18 protein-coding genes are annotated in these 16,369 nt (G+C 57.1%); 8 read left to right on the top strand and 10 right to left on the bottom strand.

Annotation, left to right across the window (positions count from 1 at the left end):
- Positions 1-33 precede the first annotated feature (33 nt).
- The 4 genes from ACR6JA_RS10025 to ACR6JA_RS10010 are packed head-to-tail and all read right to left on the bottom strand — an operon-like array spanning position 34 to position 3,337.
- The gene (locus ACR6JA_RS10025) at positions 34-933 is read right to left on the bottom strand and encodes an ABC transporter substrate-binding protein (RefSeq protein WP_045783513.1); all 900 of its coding nucleotides are present in this window, start codon (positions 931-933) and stop codon (positions 34-36) included.
- Positions 934-970: 37 nt separating this feature from the next.
- On the bottom strand, positions 971-1,639 hold the full coding sequence (locus ACR6JA_RS10020; protein ID WP_213715574.1) for an ABC transporter permease: 669 nt from the start codon (positions 1,637-1,639) through the stop codon (positions 971-973).
- Complete coding sequence (locus ACR6JA_RS10015) at positions 1,639-2,268, bottom strand: ABC transporter permease (protein WP_494492666.1); 630 nt, start codon at positions 2,266-2,268, stop codon at positions 1,639-1,641. The genes ACR6JA_RS10020 and ACR6JA_RS10015 overlap by 1 nt, the downstream gene beginning before the upstream one ends.
- Positions 2,261-3,337 (bottom strand): ABC transporter ATP-binding protein, encoded by a 1,077-nt coding sequence (locus ACR6JA_RS10010; RefSeq protein WP_494492665.1) that lies wholly within the window; start codon positions 3,335-3,337, stop codon positions 2,261-2,263. The genes ACR6JA_RS10015 and ACR6JA_RS10010 overlap by 8 nt, the downstream gene beginning before the upstream one ends.
- A 269-nt stretch (positions 3,338-3,606) precedes the next feature.
- Here ACR6JA_RS10010 and ACR6JA_RS10005 point away from each other — a divergent pair, with 269 nt between their 5' ends.
- From ACR6JA_RS10005 to ACR6JA_RS09995, 3 genes are read left to right on the top strand one after another with little or no spacing between them, the layout of a single operon-like run.
- Positions 3,607-4,113 (top strand): P-loop nucleotide/nucleoside kinase family protein, encoded by a 507-nt coding sequence (locus ACR6JA_RS10005; protein WP_494492664.1) that lies wholly within the window; start codon positions 3,607-3,609, stop codon positions 4,111-4,113.
- 23 nt (positions 4,114-4,136) lie between these two features.
- Positions 4,137-5,144: a S66 family peptidase gene (locus ACR6JA_RS10000; protein WP_494492663.1), complete on the top strand. Its 1,008-nt coding sequence runs from the start codon at positions 4,137-4,139 to the stop codon at positions 5,142-5,144.
- A 17-nt stretch (positions 5,145-5,161) separates the two neighbouring features.
- On the top strand, positions 5,162-5,533 hold the full coding sequence (locus ACR6JA_RS09995) for a DUF4180 domain-containing protein (protein ID WP_494492662.1): 372 nt from the start codon (positions 5,162-5,164) through the stop codon (positions 5,531-5,533).
- Here ACR6JA_RS09995 and ACR6JA_RS09990 read toward each other — a convergent pair.
- A complete protein-coding gene (locus ACR6JA_RS09990; protein ID WP_213715569.1) occupies positions 5,527-6,447 on the bottom strand; it encodes a LysR family transcriptional regulator in 921 nt (306 codons plus the stop codon). The two genes, ACR6JA_RS09995 and ACR6JA_RS09990, sit on opposite strands and share 7 nt — an antisense overlap.
- A 184-nt stretch (positions 6,448-6,631) precedes the next feature.
- On the opposite strand from ACR6JA_RS09990, the gene ACR6JA_RS09985 reads away from it, so the two are divergent.
- Positions 6,632-7,246 carry a LysE family transporter gene (locus ACR6JA_RS09985; RefSeq protein WP_494492661.1) on the top strand — a complete coding sequence of 205 codons (615 nt, stop codon included), beginning with the start codon at positions 6,632-6,634 and terminating at the stop codon, positions 7,244-7,246.
- A 50-nt stretch (positions 7,247-7,296) separates the two neighbouring features.
- Here the strand turns inward: ACR6JA_RS09985 and ACR6JA_RS09980 are convergent, their stop codons facing one another.
- Positions 7,297-8,502, bottom strand: a complete 1,206-nt coding sequence (locus ACR6JA_RS09980; RefSeq protein WP_494492660.1) for a M24 family metallopeptidase — start codon at positions 8,500-8,502, stop codon at positions 7,297-7,299.
- Positions 8,503-8,597: 95 nt separating this feature from the next.
- Positions 8,598-9,431 carry an enoyl-CoA hydratase/isomerase family protein gene (locus ACR6JA_RS09975; RefSeq protein ID WP_494492659.1) on the bottom strand — a complete coding sequence of 278 codons (834 nt, stop codon included), beginning with the start codon at positions 9,429-9,431 and terminating at the stop codon, positions 8,598-8,600.
- A 124-nt stretch (positions 9,432-9,555) separates the two neighbouring features.
- On the opposite strand from ACR6JA_RS09975, the gene ACR6JA_RS09970 reads away from it, so the two are divergent.
- From ACR6JA_RS09970 to ACR6JA_RS09960, 3 genes are all read left to right on the top strand, one after another.
- On the top strand, positions 9,556-9,918 hold the full coding sequence (locus ACR6JA_RS09970; protein ID WP_213715565.1) for a winged helix-turn-helix transcriptional regulator: 363 nt from the start codon (positions 9,556-9,558) through the stop codon (positions 9,916-9,918).
- A 107-nt stretch (positions 9,919-10,025) separates the two neighbouring features.
- Positions 10,026-10,874, top strand: a complete 849-nt coding sequence (locus ACR6JA_RS09965; protein ID WP_494492658.1) for an AraC family transcriptional regulator — start codon at positions 10,026-10,028, stop codon at positions 10,872-10,874.
- Positions 10,875-10,931: 57 nt separating this feature from the next.
- A complete protein-coding gene (locus tag ACR6JA_RS09960; RefSeq protein WP_494492657.1) occupies positions 10,932-11,339 on the top strand; it encodes a DUF2000 family protein in 408 nt (135 codons plus the stop codon).
- A 67-nt stretch (positions 11,340-11,406) separates the two neighbouring features.
- On the opposite strand, the gene guaA is transcribed toward ACR6JA_RS09960, so the two are convergent.
- Together guaA and guaB are read right to left on the bottom strand one after the other, a co-directional pair.
- A complete protein-coding gene (guaA, locus tag ACR6JA_RS09955) occupies positions 11,407-12,984 on the bottom strand; it encodes a glutamine-hydrolyzing GMP synthase (RefSeq protein WP_213715562.1) in 1,578 nt (525 codons plus the stop codon).
- Between the two features lie 67 nt (positions 12,985-13,051).
- Complete coding sequence (gene guaB / locus ACR6JA_RS09950) at positions 13,052-14,518, bottom strand: IMP dehydrogenase (protein ID WP_213715561.1); 1,467 nt, start codon at positions 14,516-14,518, stop codon at positions 13,052-13,054.
- 160 nt (positions 14,519-14,678) lie between these two features.
- Between guaB and xseA the strand changes: the two genes are divergently transcribed.
- Complete coding sequence (gene xseA / locus ACR6JA_RS09945; RefSeq protein WP_494492656.1) at positions 14,679-16,064, top strand: exodeoxyribonuclease VII large subunit; 1,386 nt, start codon at positions 14,679-14,681, stop codon at positions 16,062-16,064.
- Between the two features lie 5 nt (positions 16,065-16,069).
- Here the strand turns inward: xseA and ACR6JA_RS09940 are convergent, their stop codons facing one another.
- On the bottom strand, positions 16,070-16,291 hold the full coding sequence (locus ACR6JA_RS09940) for a zinc ribbon domain-containing protein (RefSeq protein ID WP_213715559.1): 222 nt from the start codon (positions 16,289-16,291) through the stop codon (positions 16,070-16,072).
- Between the last annotated feature and the right edge of the window lie 78 nt (positions 16,292-16,369).

Genomic DNA, 16,369 nt, shown 5'->3' with positions numbered 1-16,369 from the left:
GTTGTGAAATGGCCCTCCCTGGCCGGGGACTCATTATTTAGCGGCCAGTTTTTCTTTTACCCACTGGTCGGCAACTTTAGCCGGATCTTTATGATCGACGTCTACCAGCTTGTTCAGCTGGATCAAATCTTTGGTGGTCAATTTGGCGGAGATATCGTTGAGTACGTCCTCCACTTTCGGCGAAACAGCGCCTTTGTGCACCAGCGGGACCAGGTTCTGAGCCGGCTGCTCGTGTTTGTCATCCTCCAGCACCACCCACTTCTCTTTCAGCAGATCGCCCTGGGTCGACACCAGCGTCGCTACGTCGATTTTGCCGGAGTTCAGCGCCAGGCGGCTCAGCGGGCCACCGATATCCAGTGACTTAAAGGATTTGAATTTGATTCCGTACACGCGCTCCAGCCCCGGCAGGCCAAGGGCGCGGGTCGCCACTTCCGGCGGGCCACCGACCACAAGCTCAGGGGCAACTTTCGCCAGGTCGGACAGCGTTTTCAGATTATATTTTTTGGCCGTCTCTTCGCGCACACCCCATGCGGTAATGGAGGCCGCCGAGGACGGTTTGAGCAACGCCAGATCCGCCGGTAGCGCCTGCTGCAGTTCGGCAGAGACTTCCTGTTCGGTCGTCGCTTTACTGCCGCCGTGGTAATAGTTCAGCAGCGCGCCGAGATACTCCGGCACCACGTCCAGCTCGCCGGATTTCAGCGCCGGAATGATAATTTCGCGGTTGCCGAGGTTAAGGCGTGTTTTTACCTCGATGCCCTGTTGCTTCAGCGCGCTGGCGTAAATGTTGGCCAGGATCGTTTGTTCTGAGTAGTTTGCGCCGCCAATCGTGACGGTTTCCGCGTGCGCCGCAAATCCTACGCTTGCCAGCCCCGCAGCCAGTAAAGTCAGCCTGAATCCCTTGCTTGCCGTTGTCAGCCAGTTTTTCATCATCATCACCTTTCTCTCTTTTATGTTGTGTTGTGCGCAGACGTTAACCTGCGGTTGGTATTGCAAACTTGAGCCAGCGTTTAGCCACCTGCGACATCAGCAGCTCGCAGCCGACGGCCAGCAGGGAAATCACCACCGAACCGGCGATCACCTGCGGGTAGTCGCGCTGCCCCAGGCCGTCGATGAGGAAGCGTCCAAGGCCATCCAGTCCGGCGTAGGCGGCAACCACCGCCGTCGCAATTAGCTGCAGCAGCGAGGTTCGGATGCCGGCAAAAATCAGCGGCATCGCCAGCGGAATACGCACTTTGATCAGGCTTTGCAGCGGCGTCATGCCCATCGCTTTGGCCGCATCACACAGCGTTTGATCGGCGTGGCTGATGCCGACGTAGGTGTTGGTCAGCATCGGCGGAATCGCCAGCGCAACGAGGGCGATAAACACCGGCACATCGTTAAAACCCAGCAGCATGATGCACAGCAGGATTATCCCCAGCGAAGGGAACGCCTGGCCGATGTTGAACAGGTTGATGGCGAAAAACGCCCCGCGCCGCCAGTAGCCGAGCAGAATGCCGAGCGGCTGGGCAATCAGCGCCCCAAGCAGCAGGCTTATCAGTACGTAATAAAGATGCTCGCCAAAGCGGTGCCAGATGCCGAGATCGCCTCCCCAGTGGTCGGCCTGCAAAAACCAAAGCCAGGTTTGATGTACGATATCCATCAGCGCGTCCACCCCGTCAGGCTGTAGCCGAGACGCGCAATCAGCAGATCAAGCCCCAGCGACAGCACCAGGCTCAGCGCCAGGCTGACCAGAATCGGCGTTAAGAAGTTTTGGTTGAAACCGAGGATCATGAGCTGCCCAAGCCCACCCTGGCCTATCAGCGCGGTGACGATCACTAAGCCCACCAGCGTCACGGAAGCGATGCGCAGCCCGGCAAACAGCGCGGGCAGAATCAGAAACAGCTCCACGTCGATAAAGCGGCCAAAGCGCGTGTAGCCCAGCGCCCGGCCAGACTCCAGCACGTCGGCGGGCAGTTTTTGCATACCTGCCAGGACGTTACGCAGCAGGATCAGCAGAGAATAAAGCGTCAGGCCGATGACCGCCGTGGTCACTGACAGCCCGGTCCACGGCAGCAGCAAAATAAACAGCGCCAGCGACGGAATGGTGAAAAGCACCCCGCTCAGGGAAATCAGCGGGCCGGACAGCGCGGGCCAGACGATGGACAGTAAAAGCATCCCGGCGGTCAGCAGCGTCCCCATCGCCAGAGACAGCAACACCATCTGCAAATGCTGCAGCATCAGCTCGCCTATCATGTCGAGATTGTCGGTCACCCATTGACAGTCAATCATTGCGGTGCAACTCCTGGTGCCGGTTAAGCGCATCGCTTAACAGAGCGCTGTCCACGGCGCCCGCGTAGTGCCCTTCTTCGGTGACACGCACCAGCACGCCCTGTGGGACATCCAGCAGGGCGCTGTAAACGTGGCGCAGCGACTCACTTTCTTTGGCAATACGGACCGGCAACTGCTGCCCGTTTTCCTGCCAGTGCTGAGGCCGCCCTTCGGCGTCCAGGACCAGTGCACGCTGCTCGTGGAGCAACGCAGAGTCGGTGGATGCTGACTCATCGTGCGTGAAGACTGGCACATCCCTACGCGGCAGATCGCCCACGCGCATCATGCCCAGCCGCTTGAGGTTAGGCTCAGGGCCAATAAAGTCGCGCACAAAGTCGCTGGCGGGCCAGGAGAGAATGTTGTCCGGGGTGTCAAACTGCTCGAGGTGCCCGCCTTCGCGGAAAATGGCTATGCGGTCGCCCAGGCGAATCGCCTCGTTGATGTCGTGGGTCACCAGGATGATGGTTTTATGCAGCCGGGCCTGCAGCGCCAGCAGCTCGCCCTGAAGCCTGTCGCGCACGACGGGGTCGATGGCGGCAAAAGGTTCGTCCATCAGCAAAATCGGCGGATCGGCCGCAAGGGCGCGGGCGATAGACACCCGGCTTTGCTGCCCGCCGGAAAGCTGATGAGGGTAACGCTTCAGCACCAGCGGGTTCAGGGACATCAGCGCCACAAGCTCGTCAATGCGGCGGACAATGGCCCGCTTATCCCAGCCTAAAAGGCGCGGCACGGTGGCGATGTTCTCCGCGACGGTGCGATGCGGAAACAGCGCGGGGCTTTGCATCACAAAGCCAATTTTGCGGCGAACCTGAATGATATCGGCCCGGGAGAGCGGCTCTCCCTGAATATAGACCTCACCGCTGTCCGGGATATCCAGGCGGTTGATCATTCGTAGCGTGGTGGTTTTCCCGCAGCCGCTGGGGCCAACAAAGGTACAAAACTCCCCTTCGTTGATGGTCATATTCAGCGAGTTAATCGCGTGCTGCACATTGCCCGGATAGATCTTATTGATGTTTTCTAGTTGAATCATGATGCTTATGCACTTCCTCATACCGCGCAATTTTGCCCTTCGGGCTTATACGTTTCAGCACACGCCAGGGCAGTATTGCAGAGGAAAAAGCGTTCACAAATTCAACATGATGCTAAGAATTGCCAGAAAATAACTATCGGCAATCATCGGGTTATTTCATATAAAAACAACAAATAAGGTAGCTATTTAAAAGCCGTTTCTCGCGCTACTATCGGCGGATACGCGCTAAAAAGCGCCTGATAACTCCTCCTAAAAAAAAAGCTTATCCGATGAATCAAATACACTTTATTGAAGGCCCGGTTGGCGCGGGTAAATCGACCTACGCTAAAGCCCTGGCCAAAAGCGACGGCTTTACCCATATCGCGCTGGACGAGTGGTTCGTGCGGCTCTACAGCCCCGACCGCCCGGCCGGGAATTTTGTGCCCTGGTATGTGGAACGCAAAGACCGGCTTATTGAGCTGATCCTGAGCTATGCCCGCACCGTGCTTGCCACCAACAGCATTGCGCTGGAGCTGGGGTTGATTCAGCAAGGCCCAAGGTTAGCGCTGCTTCGCCAGCTGCAGGAAGAAGGTATTCTATTCTGCGTGCACGTCCTCGACGCGCCCAAAAGCGTTCGCCGCGAGCGCGTGCAGCGCCGTAATACCGAGCAAGGCGAAACCTTCTCGATGGTGGTGCCGGACGATATTTTTGAAGTCGCCAGCAGCCTTTGGGAAGCGCCCGATGAGTTTGAACAGGAAGAGTTTGAGTTTGTTTTCCCGGCTACCGCCAGCCGCTAGCTGACCCACAGGGAGAAGTCGCCATGCCGCAAATTTATGCTCGCCCATTAACGGTGGGAGACACGATCGCCGTGTTTTCCCCCTCATCGGCGGCCACCGAGTTTGCCCCGCAGCGCTATCAAAGGGCAAAAGCGTTTATTGAGTCGCAGGGATTCTGTCTGCAGGAAGGCAGCCTGACGGGCAAAAAGGATTACTGGCGTTCTGGCTCCATTCGCAAACGGGCGGATGAGTTTAATGCCCTTTTGCATGACCCGAACGTGCGCTGCATTATTTCGGCTATTGGCGGCTTAAACAGCAACTCGCTGCTGCCTTATATTGACTACGCGCAGCTGATGAAAGATCCCAAAATCATCATCGGCTATTCGGACGTGACCGCGCTGCTGGCGGGCATCTATCAAAGAACTGGGTTGATTACCTTTTATGGCCCGGCGGTGGTGGCTTCTTTGGGAGAATTCCCTCCGCTGGTCGACAGCACGTTTGACTATTTCCTCAATATTCTCAGCCGGCCTCAGGAACTGCCCTACACGCTGAGCCAGCCCGCAGCGTGGACCGAGGAAATGCTCGACTGGGAAACACAATCCCGGGCGAAAACCCTGCGTCCAGGCGGCTGGTGCTTCGAGGGCGAAGGCAAGGTAGAAGGCCGCGTCATTGGCGGCAACCTGAATACGCTTTATGGCATCTGGGGCAGCGAATACATGCCCGATATCAACCGCGGCGATATTCTGTTTATTGAAGACAGCCTGCACAGCGCGGCTGAGCTGGAGAGGGAGTTTTCCCATCTTTTACTGTGCGGCGTTTTCGACCGCATCGCCGCCATTGTGCTCGGCAGACACGAGCTGTTTGACGATCAGGGCAGCGGAAAAACGCCGCTGCACATCCTGAGGGAAGTGCTGAACGGCCGCGAGATCCCCATCGTCTCTGATTTTGACTGCTGCCACACGCACCCAATGCTGACACTCCCGCTCGGGGTGCGGATGCGTATCGACTTTGACACTCAGGCCATGTCACTGACCAGCCAGTGGCTGGCATAAACGAAGGCGTCGCAGTAATGACTGAAGCACTCATCCAGGCAGGGGAAACCAAAGTGCTCTGTTTTACTGAGCAAGGCCCCACGTTTGATGACAACGCGGTGCGGGAAGGTATCAGCCAGGCCATTGAACGGCAGGCGGAGTGGATCGCCATCCCCGTCGAGCGACTACCAGCAAGCTTTTTCGATTTGCGTACCGGCGTGGCGGGCCTGTGGCTACAAAAACTGGTGAATTACCGGCTTGGGCTGGCGATCATCGGGGACGTTGAACCCTGGCAAAGGAAGAGCAAGGCGCTTGAAGCGCTGATCGTGGAATGTAATCGGGGCAAAAGCTGCTGGTTTTTACCGGATCTTGCGAGCCTGCAAGAGCGCCTGGCAAAAACCGGTCAGTAATCGAAAGCCAGCATACCCGAACGCCAGACACTGGTCGTGCGGATCAGCGCCTTATCGCGCAGGAAGTTAATCAGCGTGGCGATCACTTTGTCATGGCGCAGCTCGGGGCGGGTGACGATGAACAAATGGCGGCGCAGCGGCTGGGGCAAATCCAGAATGCGCATATTTTCCGGCACCGGCAGCACCGACAGCCACGGCATAATGGAGAACCCCAGCCCCTGATTCACCAGCCCGACTATCCCGCTGTCGCTGGCCAGCTTATGCACCACCTCATTACGGAGTCCCATCTCGCGGCAGCGCTCCACGGCGGGGCTTAAGGTGTTGGCATTCGGCTGGATAAACGGCAGGTTTTCTAACTGCTGCCAGCTAAAAGGCTGCCGCAGGCGGAAGCTGCGCGGCAGCATCAGCACGTAAGGATCGCTGATGTACGGCACGCCGTGCAGCGAGTCCGGGTAGCCCTGAATGGTAATACCGATATCCGCCCGCCCGGACACCACCGCGTCGTTGAGATGATGGTATTCCGTCGCGCTGTCATCAATATCCAGATGAATATCAGGCAGCGCCGTGGCCAGCGCCTCAAAATAAGGCGGCAACAGGTTCGCCGTTGCGCTGCGGAAGCAGGCCACCCTCACGCGCCCGGCAAGCTGTGGCGCTTCCGACGCAGTCTGCTCAATACCGTCCAGCAGCTGCATGATTTTTTTCGCATCTTTGAGGATTTGCGTGCAGGCGGCAGTCGGCACGCAGCCGCTGCGCGAGCGGTGAAGCAGGCGCACATTCAGGTGTTGTTCCAGCTCGGCAATCGCATGGCTGATGCGCGACTGAGTACAGCCCAATGCTGCGGCTGCGGCGCTGAAACCATTGTTTTCCACTACGGCTATCAGCATTTCCAGCTGATTTAGCTTTATTCCGGCCATATTTTCAGTCAGTTATTGGAAAGAGCAGCTTTCGACAAATCGAAATTCTTCATAGATAAGGAAAACATATCACGCTTTTCGGTTGCCGCATACCGGCCTTCCTTCCCATCATAAAGCCAGCCAGTACGGCGCATAAAAGCAAGAATGCATCATCTGAACTAAGCACTTTAAGGAAAACCTGAGCATGCCCGGCATCATTCATTACGGCACCTTTGTCGTCTCTTTCATCCTGCTGTTAATCATTCCCGGCCCCGGGAATCTGATCCTGATCACCAGCGCCAGCAAAGGCGGCGCGCGCAGCGGCTATCTCTGCCTGATGGGGATTATTCTGGGTGACCAGGTGCTGCTGTGGTTGGCTATCGCGGGCGTGGCGGCGCTGCTCGAATCCTCGCCGCATATTTTCCAGATAATTAAGTGGCTGGGCGCAGCTTACCTGCTGTGGATGGGTGCGCAGCTGCTGCTCAAGGCGAAAACCAGTGCCCCGCCGCCGGTGACCGGTAAAAGAACGCCTTTTTTGCAGGGCATGGTCATCACCCTGATGAACCCCAAACCCATTCTGTTTTACGTGATGTTCCTGCCGCTGTTTATCGACCCCGCGCGTAGCCTGGGGATCCCGACGTTCGCTATTCTGGCGGGAACGGCGGCCGCGCTGACCTTTATCTATTGTTCGATAATGATCTTCCTGACGACTTCGCTTGCCGAGAAAGTGCGTTCCCGACCGGGCATGGTTTATCTGCTGGGGAAAGCCACTGGCCTGTTCCTGGCGATATTTGCGGTCAAGCTGGCGTTTTTTAGCTGAGGTCGATAGCTCAGCAAAATAAAGGGGCAACGCCTTGCCCCGGATTAAGCTTACTCAAAACGCTGTAACGTTCTGGCTAACTGGCTAAACAATTCATAACCGTCATCGGTGATGAGCAACATATCTTCCAACATGATCGCCCCGATGCCGATACCGTAGTAAGGCGTTTCCACGCTAAAGACCATGCCCGGCTCAAAAGTTTCGGTCGCCGCAGCGCTCACGAATGGCGCCTCTTCCAGGCCTAAAAACAGCCCGTCGCCGTGCCCTAAATGGCCGCGATTATAGTGCGGCAAGCCATTGGCTTTGATTTTGCTCATCGTGTCGTTAAACACGTGGCTGAGCTTCACGCCTGGGCCAATCAGGCCGAGCATATGCTCGTGGCCTTGCAAAATGGTTTGATAGATTCGCTCGGCCATGGCCGTTGGCTGCCCGAACACCACGGTGCGCGCCAAATCCGCGCCGTAACCGGCGACATCCACGCCGCAGTCAAATTTGATTAAGTCCCCCGGTTTAACGGGTTCACGACTCGGAAGTAATTTGGGGGCAAAATCGTCGCCCACAGAGATCAAATGGAAGCGCGAAAGGTTGGTCTCCGGGTGCTGCATAATGGCCGCTTTATAGGCGGCGGTGAGATCCCACGCCGAACAACCCGCGCCAATCGCCTTAAAGGCTTCACTGATGCCATACTCGGTTACCTGCGCGCTTTTACGCAGAAAGGCTATCTCCCACGGGCTTTTGACCATCCGCAGCTCATTGAAGATTACCGTAGAGTCCACCAGCCGTAGATTCGGGATCACCTTATCCAGGGTCTGCTTACCGCCGTTGCTCATCGCATTCAGCTCGATAGCGATGTTTTTATCCAGCACCCCCGCGTCCGCCAATGTGGACTTGAGCAGCGTGAAAACGGCCTCCACAGGCGGGCCAATCGGCCGCTCTTTTACCACTCGCTGTGGGTTGAAAGGCTCATCCACATCCACCCAAACCGGGAAGGTCTTCAGCTCATAGTTCGGCAGATCAAACTGCAGGCCGGCCGCCTCAAACTCGTTCACCACGATCAAAGATGGCAGCTTTTCATCCCGGAAAATGACCGCCAGCGCCGCGCCTGTGTGGCGGAAGGTGTACATAAAGAAACTGGCAAACCCGGTGACATGGCAAAAGTTGTCCGGGGTGGTCACCACCAAAGCCTCAACATTGTTCCGTGTCATGATCGCTCGGGCTTTGGCCGTGACCGCATGGAGATGATCTGCTTTATTCATGGTGTTCGTTACCTCAGTCTTGTTTAACTTTTGCCGTAGTCAGGCCGCCAGATGTTTTAACAGATCACTCGGGATTTATATAGCGAGCTTTTGAGTCAGATACTGAGGTCGCGCAGCAGGCTTTCAAGCCTTGCTTCTCCTTCGACGGTTTGCGCCCCGGCCTTCAGCCCGCCACGGATCAACCTCTCTGCCGCAGGCCGGGCAAAGAGTCCAGCCCAGGCCTCGTGTTCGCGGTGGAACCCTTCCCTAAGATCCGAAGCCGGAATGGCTTTTTTCGCTGCCTCAATCACGCCGTCAGGCAGGCTGGCAATGTTGTTAGCTAGTCTTTCAACAAAAGAGTCCAGTTCGTCATCAGGTAAGGCACGATTTATCCAGCCATATCGCTCCGCCAATTTGGCATCTATAAGATCTGCCCCCAGCACCACTTCAAGCGCCCTGCCTCGCGTCATTCTGTCGGACAGATATTGCGTCGCCCCTCCGCCGGGAACAATACCCATCAACGCTTCACACTGCGCCAGACCTGCCCGTTTTTCTGCAGCAAACACCATGTCTGCGGCGGCAACAAACTCCGCGCCTCCGCCGCGCGCGAGGCCAGCCAGTTTCACGAGGGTAACCTGCGGCTGGCAGCGTAAGAGTTCGCCAAAAGCCTGGAAAGGATTTAGCCCATCAGGAGCCGCCTTGGCTAATTCGTCGAAGGCGTGAGGCTCATCAATCAGCGCCATATCCACATGCGCAATAAAGAATTCAGGGATTGCACTGTCGAAAACCAAAACCTTAATAGCGGGATCGCTACGCAGAGCAAGCAGAACCTGGGTGAGTTCGGACATGAGCGCCGCATCAAGTACATTCACCGGCGGATTGTTGATCGTTACCGTCATCACGCCATGGCGCTGAGTAAGCAGGAGCTTGCTGTAATTTGTTTTTCTCATCGGGGTATCCTTTATCATTTGGAAAATAGCCTGCCGGTATTTTCGCCAGCCCCTGAATAGTATATTTTGGATACCTGGCGTCAATTACGCACCTTAACCATCCCAGGGATGCTGGAGGATACCGATGAGCAAAAGTGACATCGTTTACCGGGCAGACTGCCCCAGCCGTATCGTGCTGGATCAAATAGCCGATAAGTGGTCGATGATGGTGTTGGAAGTGCTTCGCGAGCCGCAGCGTTTTAACGCCATTAAGCGAAGGCTAGAGGGTGTGACGCAGAGAGTCCTGACGCAGACGCTGCGCAAGCTGGAGCGCAACGGCATGGTCAAACGCAAAGTGCTGGATGGCAGGGTGCTCGGCGTGGAATATTCACTGACCCCGCTCGGGCAATCCTTGCAGGAGCCTTTCTCGATTCTGTTTAACTGGACGCTGGAAAATATAGACACCATTCAGCATAGCCAGAATTTGTATGATGCTGAGGGCGAATAAATTACCCCCAAATTGCATGGCCTGCAGGGAATGCTATTTGATAGTTATCGGGCATTTTAACTTTTGAGAAAGTGGTTTTCTTTACGGTAGCTAACGAGGCCAGATTGATGACAACGCGCGACAAAACGAGCAGTGACTGGGTTGATATCAATCGCGATGAAGAGAGCGGCATCGAAAGCATTAACGCTCACTTCTCCGGCCACGCTTATGACGCGCACGATCACGACGAAGTGCTTGTCGGCGTGACGCAGCAAGGGCTCCAGCGTTTTAACTGCCACCGCACCACGCATACCAGCCATCCGGGCAGAGCCATTCTGATTGAACCCGGCGCGGTGCACGACGGCCACGCTCCCGAAGCCGAAGGCTTTACTTACGCGATGCTCTACCTGCCGCAAGCCTGGGTAAGCGAGAACATGCAGCGTCGCGGGCTGGGCAACATCGCCACGCTGGAAGCCGCTTTCCATAACACTCTGGCGGACGACCCGCAGCTAAGTATTGCTATTCAGCAGGCGTTTTTTGCCGTACACCATCGCGAAGGGCGGCTCGCCCGCGACCAGACGCTCGACCACCTTGTCGCCCTGCTTTCCCGCCACATCAGCCTCAGGCCGCCTTCTGCCTCAAAGGATGCGCTGCGGCAAATGTATGAGGTCCGGAATTTTCTTCACGATCGGATGCATCTGGACATCAGCCTCGACGAACTCGCGCTGCACTCCGGGATCGACAGGTTCCGGCTCAACCGCCAGTTTAAGCAGGCTTTTGGCCAGTCGCCCCACGCTTACCTGGTGCGGCTTCGCCTGCGTACCGCCCGCTCGCTGCTGGCCCAGGGGAAAGAGCCTGCGCTGGTCGCCTCACAAACCGGATTTGCCGACCAAAGCCACATGGGACGCTGGTTCCAGCGCGCCTATCGCCTCTCCCCCGTCGCCTACCAGCGACGCTGCACAAACGTTCTATACTGACCGCCCTGCAATCTCCGATGATGCTTTCTCAGAAAGATAAACGGAGAAGCAGGACAGATGTTTGATACCAAAATTGCCTTTATCGTACGCGACGATTTACCCACCTGGCAGCGCCTGAACGTGGTGGCTTTTCTCGGCACCGGCGTGGCCGCCGCCTCCCCGGAAATCATGGGCGCTCCCTACATAGACGCGAAAGGCCGCGAATACGGCAATTTGTCCGGTCAGCCGATGCTGATTTTCGAATCCGACCTCGCCGGGCTGCAAACTGCGCACCGCAAAGGCCTGGAGCGCGAACTAACCCTGATCCCTTACGTACACGCCATGTTTTCCACCGGGCATGACGCAGCCAACCGGGAAGTCTTCAAAGCAGAAGATGCCGACAGCATGAACCTGGTCGGCCTGGCAATGCGCGGCCCGAAGAAGGTGGTGGATAAGGTGATAAAGGGGATGAAGCTGCATAACTGAGAGAAGATAAATATAAAAAAGCCCGCAATCGCGGGCTTTCAGCACATCTAATCAGCTAAGAGAGTGATTATTCCCACTCAATCGTCGCTGGCGGCTTACCGGAGATATCGTAAACCACGCGGGAGATGCCGTTCACTTCGTTGATGATGCGGTTGGACACGCGGCCGAGGAAGTCATACGGCAGGTGCGCCCAGTGCGCGGTCATGAAGTCGATGGTTTCTACCGCACGCAGGGAAACAACCCAGTCGTACTTGCGGCCATCGCCCATTACGCCCACAGAACGGACCGGCAGGAACACGGTGAACGCCTGGCTCACTTTGTTGTACAGGTCAGCTTTGTGCAGCTCTTCGATGAAGATAGCGTCGGCGCGGCGCAGCAGGTCGCAGTACTCTTTCTTCACTTCACCCAGCACGCGAACGCCAAGGCCTGGGCCCGGGAACGGGTGGCGGTAAAGCATGTCGTACGGCAGGCCCAGCTCGAGGCCGATTTTACGCACTTCGTCTTTGAACAGCTCACGCAGCGGCTCAACCAGGCCCATCTTCATCTCTTTCGGCAGGCCGCCCACGTTGTGGTGAGATTTGATGACGTGTGCTTTCCCGGTCGCGGAGGCCGCAGACTCGATAACGTCAGGGTAGATGGTGCCCTGCGCCAGCCATTTAACGTCTTCCAGCTTCAGCGCTTCTTCGTCGAACACTTCCACGAACACGCGGCCGATAATCTTACGCTTGGCTTCCGGGTCGTTCTCGCCCGCCAGCGCGGTCAGGAAGCGGTTTTCGCCTTCAACGTGAACGATGTTCAGGCCGAAGTGGTCGCCGAACATGTCCATCACCTGCTGAGCTTCGTTCAGGCGCAGCAGGCCGTTGTCCACAAACACGCAGGTCAGGTTTTTGCCGATGGCGCGGTGCAGCAGCATCGCGGTCACGGAAGAGTCAACGCCGCCGGACAGGCCGAGGATAACTTTATCGTCACCCACCTGCTCGCGGATGCGGACGATGGCGTCTTCGATGATTTTTGCCGGGGTCCACAGCGCTTCGCAGCCGCAGATTTCCAGCACAAAACGCTCCAGCAGACGCTGACCCTGACGGGTGTGGGTCACTTCCGGGTGGAACTGCACGCCGTAGAAGCGTTTTTCTTCGTTGGCCATAATGGCAAACGGACAGGTTTCGGTGCTGGCAACGGTCACGAAGTCAGACGGGATAGCGGTGACTTTGTCGCCGTGGCTCATCCAGACGTCCAACAGCGGTTGACCGGCTGCGCTCAGGGAGTCTTCGATGCCGCGAACCAGCGCGCTGTCGGTTTTCACTTCAACCTGCGCGTAGCCAAATTCACGCTCGGTAGAGCTTTCAACGTGGCCGCCCAGCTGCATGGCCATGGTCTGCATGCCGTAGCAAACGCCGAACACCGGCACACCGGCTTCGAACACGTACTCAGGTGCACGCGGGCTGTTTTCTTCGGTCGTGCTTTCCGGGCCGCCGGAAAGGATGATGCCGCTTGGGTTGAACTCACGAATTTGAGCTTCGGTAACATCCCAGGCCCACAGTTCGCAGTAAACGCCCAGCTCACGGACGCGGCGCGCCACCAGCTGAGTGTACTGAGAGCCGAAGTCGAGGATCAGGATGCGATGTTTATGAATGTTTTCCGTCATGGACGTTAATTCCGAGGCAAGTGAAACGAGAATATAAATAGCCCGGCGCGTGGCCGGGCTAGTGAAATCAGGAGCCCATACGGTAGTTCGGGGACTCTTTGGTGATCGTCACGTCGTGAACGTGGCTTTCCTGGATGCCCGCGCCGCTGATACGTACGAATTCTGCTTTAGTGCGCAGCAAGTCGATAGTACCACAGCCGGTCAGGCCCATGCAGGAACGCAGGCCGCCCATCTGCTGGTGCACGATCTCTTTCAGACGGCCTTTGTACGCCACGCGACCTTCGATACCTTCCGGCACCAGTTTGTCTGCGGCGTTGTCGGTCTGGAAGTAACGGTCAGAAGAGCCTTTGGACATCGCGCCCAGAGAACCCATGCCGCGGTAGGATTTGAACGCACGGCCCTGGTACAGTTCGATTTCGCCCGGAGACTCTTCGGTACCTGCCAGCATACCGCCAACCATAACGGCAGCTGCGCCTGCGGCGATGGCTTTCGCGATGTCGCCTGAGAAGCGGATACCGCCGTCAGCGATAACCGGAATACCGGTGCCTTCCAGCGCTTCAACTGCGTCAGCCACAGCAGTGATCTGCGGTACACCTACGCCGGTAACAATACGAGTAGTACAGATAGAGCCAGGACCGATCCCGACCTTCACCGCGCTGCAGCCAGCTTCGGCCAGGGCGCGAGCACCAGCGGCGGTTGCTACGTTACCGCCGATGATTTGCAGGTCAGGATATTTAGCACGGGTTTCACGAATACGTTGCAGAACGCCTTCGGAGTGGCCGTGAGAGGAGTCAATCAGCAGAATATCAACGCCAGCAGCGACCAGCGCGTCAACACGCTCTTCGTTGCCTGCGCCTGCGCCAACCGCAGCTCCAACGCGCAGACGGCCCTGCTCATCTTTACAGGCGTTAGGTTTACGCTCTGCTTTCTGGAAGTCTTTTACGGTGATCATGCCGCGCAGGTGGAAGCCCGCATCCACAACCAGCGCTTTCTCAACGCGTTTTTCGTGCATTTTAGACAGCACGACGTCGCGCGCTTCGCCTTCTTTCACGGTAACCAGACGCTCTTTCGGGGTCATGTATACGCTAACTGGCTGGGCCAGGTCGGTCACGAAGCGCACGTCACGGCCGGTGATGATGCCCACCAGCTCGTTGTCTTCGGTCACCACCGGGTAGCCGGCAAAGCCGTTACGCTCGGTTAATTCTTTTACTTCACGCAGGGTGGTGGACGGCAGCACGGTTTGCGGGTCGGTGACTACGCCGCTTTCGTGTTTTTTCACGCGCCTGACTTCTTCAGCCTGGCGCTCGATAGGCATATTTTTGTGGATAAAGCCGATGCCGCCTTCCTGTGCCAGGGCGATAGCCAGACGCGCTTCCGTTACGGTGTCCATCGCCGCAGAGAGCATTGGAATATTCAGGCGAATAGTTTTTGTCAGCTGGGTACTGAGATCGGCAGTATTCGGCAGAACAGTGGAGTGAGCGGGAACGAGGAGGACGTCGTCAAACGTCAGGGCTTCTTTGGCGATACGTAGCATGGGCAATATCTCTACCTGGAGGTTAATAAATATTGCCGCGGCATTATACAGAGCGTAATCGGTTGCATCCACACCTTTTTGCAAATAATGCTTGCGATCCCTGGTCTGCGGGTTACTATCGACTGAATAACCTGCTGATTTAGAATTTGATCCAGCTCACATGTCGACGCAAAATTCTCCCTCAATTTATACCGTTTCGCGCCTGAACCAGACGGTGCGTTTGCTGCTTGAGCAGGAAATGGGGCAGGTCTGGATCAGCGGTGAAATTTCTAACTTCAGCCAGCCCTCTTCAGGCCACTGGTATTTCACGCTCAAAGACGATACCGCTCAGGTGCGCTGCGCGATGTTCCGCACCAGCAACCGCCGCGTGACCTTCCGCCCACAGCACGGCCAGCAGGTGTTAGTGCGCGCTAACATCACCCTTTACGAGCCGCGCGGCGACTACCAGATTATTGTCGAAAGTATGCAGCCCGCCGGTGAAGGGCTGTTGCAGCAGCAGTACGAGCAGCTCAAGCAGAAGCTGAGCGCCGAAGGACTTTTCGACCCGTTGCACAAGCAGCCGCTGCCCATTCCGGCTCGCCAGGTTGGCGTTATTACGTCTAAAACCGGTGCGGCCCTGCATGATGTGCTGCACGTTTTACAGCGCCGCGATCCGTCCCTGCCGGTCATTATCTACCCGACCGCCGTTCAGGGCGCCGACGCCCCGCTGCAGATTGTGCGCGCCATTCAGCTGGCCAACCTGCGCAACGAATGTGACGTGCTGATTGTCGGGCGCGGCGGCGGCTCGCTGGAAGATCTATGGAGCTTTAACGATGAGCGGGTTGCGCGGGCAATATTTGCAAGCAAGATCCCGGTTGTTAGCGCCGTAGGGCATGAAACTGACGTCACGATTGCCGATTTTGTCGCTGATTTACGTGCACCAACGCCGTCCGCTGCGGCGGAAATCGTCAGCCGCAATCAGACGGAGTTACTCCGCCAGCTTCAGGCTCAGCAGCAGCGTATGGAAATGGCGATGGACTATTACCTCGCCCAGCGCTCGCGGAGGTTTACCCAGCTACACCACCGCCTGCAGCAGCAGCATCCTCAACTACGTTTAGCCCGCCAACAAACCACACTCGAGCGCCTGCGCCAGCGTCTGACCGTGGCAATGGACGGCAAAATGCGCCGGGCTAGTCAGCAGCAGCTACGCCTTAGCCAGCGTCTTAACCAACAGCAGCCTCAGCCCCGCATTCACCGCGCCCAGTCTCGCTTACAGCAGCTGGAATACCGCCTGTCGCAGTTAGTAAGCGCTCAGCTTAGCCAGACGAAACAACGCTTTGGCACCGCGCTCGCCCAGTTGGAAGCCGTCAGCCCGCTGGCGACGCTCGCGCGCGGCTACAGCGTGACTACCGCCGAAGACGGCAAAGTGCTCAAGAAGACCAAACAGGTGAAGTCTGGGGACACGCTAACCACGCGTCTGGATGATGGCTGGGTCGAGAGTCAGGTGACGGGCATTAAACCGGTGAAAGCACCGCGGAAGCGCAAGCCCGCGGCGAAAAATGAATAAGTCGCTCAGAGCGCGGCGGGCACAAACTCCACGCGCTTTTTAGAAATCAGTCCGTGGCCATTCTGACAGAAATAATCCACCGCCCCACACGCCTTCAGCACCTGCAACGGCTTATGGCAGTCCGGGCAAAGCGCTTCGAGGCGGAAGTCCTTCCCGCAGGCATCGCAGTGTGCCCCATCGTCCGTTTGTTTCAGTTCGCTACTACACGCCGGGCAATTAACCATCATCCTTCCCTCCCGCTAAGTCATCAATGAGCCGCATTATATACCCATAACGTTAAGATGGTTTCATTTCACACCTGTGCA

The sequence above is a fragment of the Cedecea sp. B1(4) genome, assembly GCF_059414925.1.
The sequence above is the reverse complement of the archived record's forward strand: the minus strand, read 5'-3'. Positions and strand labels throughout refer to the sequence as shown.

Coding starts and splice junctions, on each gene's coding strand:
- ACR6JA_RS09990 (WP_213715569.1), bottom strand. CDS start 6,447: ATGGCCGGAATAAAGCTAAATCAGCTGGAAATGCTGATAGCCGTAGTG.
- ACR6JA_RS09975 (WP_494492659.1), bottom strand. CDS start 9,431: ATGAGAAAAACAAATTACAGCAAGCTCCTGCTTACTCAGCGCCATGGC.
- ACR6JA_RS09965 (WP_494492658.1), top strand. CDS start 10,026: ATGACAACGCGCGACAAAACGAGCAGTGACTGGGTTGATATCAATCGC.
- ACR6JA_RS09960 (WP_494492657.1), top strand. CDS start 10,932: ATGTTTGATACCAAAATTGCCTTTATCGTACGCGACGATTTACCCACC.
- ACR6JA_RS09980 (WP_494492660.1), bottom strand. CDS start 8,502: ATGAATAAAGCAGATCATCTCCATGCGGTCACGGCCAAAGCCCGAGCG.
- ACR6JA_RS09995 (WP_494492662.1), top strand. CDS start 5,162: ATGACTGAAGCACTCATCCAGGCAGGGGAAACCAAAGTGCTCTGTTTT.
- ACR6JA_RS10000 (WP_494492663.1), top strand. CDS start 4,137: ATGCCGCAAATTTATGCTCGCCCATTAACGGTGGGAGACACGATCGCC.
- ACR6JA_RS10010 (WP_494492665.1), bottom strand. CDS start 3,337: ATGATTCAACTAGAAAACATCAATAAGATCTATCCGGGCAATGTGCAG.
- guaB (WP_213715561.1), bottom strand. CDS start 14,518: ATGCTACGTATCGCCAAAGAAGCCCTGACGTTTGACGACGTCCTCCTC.
- ACR6JA_RS09940 (WP_213715559.1), bottom strand. CDS start 16,291: ATGATGGTTAATTGCCCGGCGTGTAGTAGCGAACTGAAACAAACGGAC.
- ACR6JA_RS10025 (WP_045783513.1), bottom strand. CDS start 933: ATGATGATGAAAAACTGGCTGACAACGGCAAGCAAGGGATTCAGGCTG.
- ACR6JA_RS09970 (WP_213715565.1), top strand. CDS start 9,556: ATGAGCAAAAGTGACATCGTTTACCGGGCAGACTGCCCCAGCCGTATC.
- ACR6JA_RS10005 (WP_494492664.1), top strand. CDS start 3,607: ATGAATCAAATACACTTTATTGAAGGCCCGGTTGGCGCGGGTAAATCG.
- ACR6JA_RS10015 (WP_494492666.1), bottom strand. CDS start 2,268: ATGATTGACTGTCAATGGGTGACCGACAATCTCGACATGATAGGCGAG.
- ACR6JA_RS09985 (WP_494492661.1), top strand. CDS start 6,632: ATGCCCGGCATCATTCATTACGGCACCTTTGTCGTCTCTTTCATCCTG.
- xseA (WP_494492656.1), top strand. CDS start 14,679: ATGTCGACGCAAAATTCTCCCTCAATTTATACCGTTTCGCGCCTGAAC.
- guaA (WP_213715562.1), bottom strand. CDS start 12,984: ATGACGGAAAACATTCATAAACATCGCATCCTGATCCTCGACTTCGGC.
- ACR6JA_RS10020 (WP_213715574.1), bottom strand. CDS start 1,639: ATGGATATCGTACATCAAACCTGGCTTTGGTTTTTGCAGGCCGACCAC.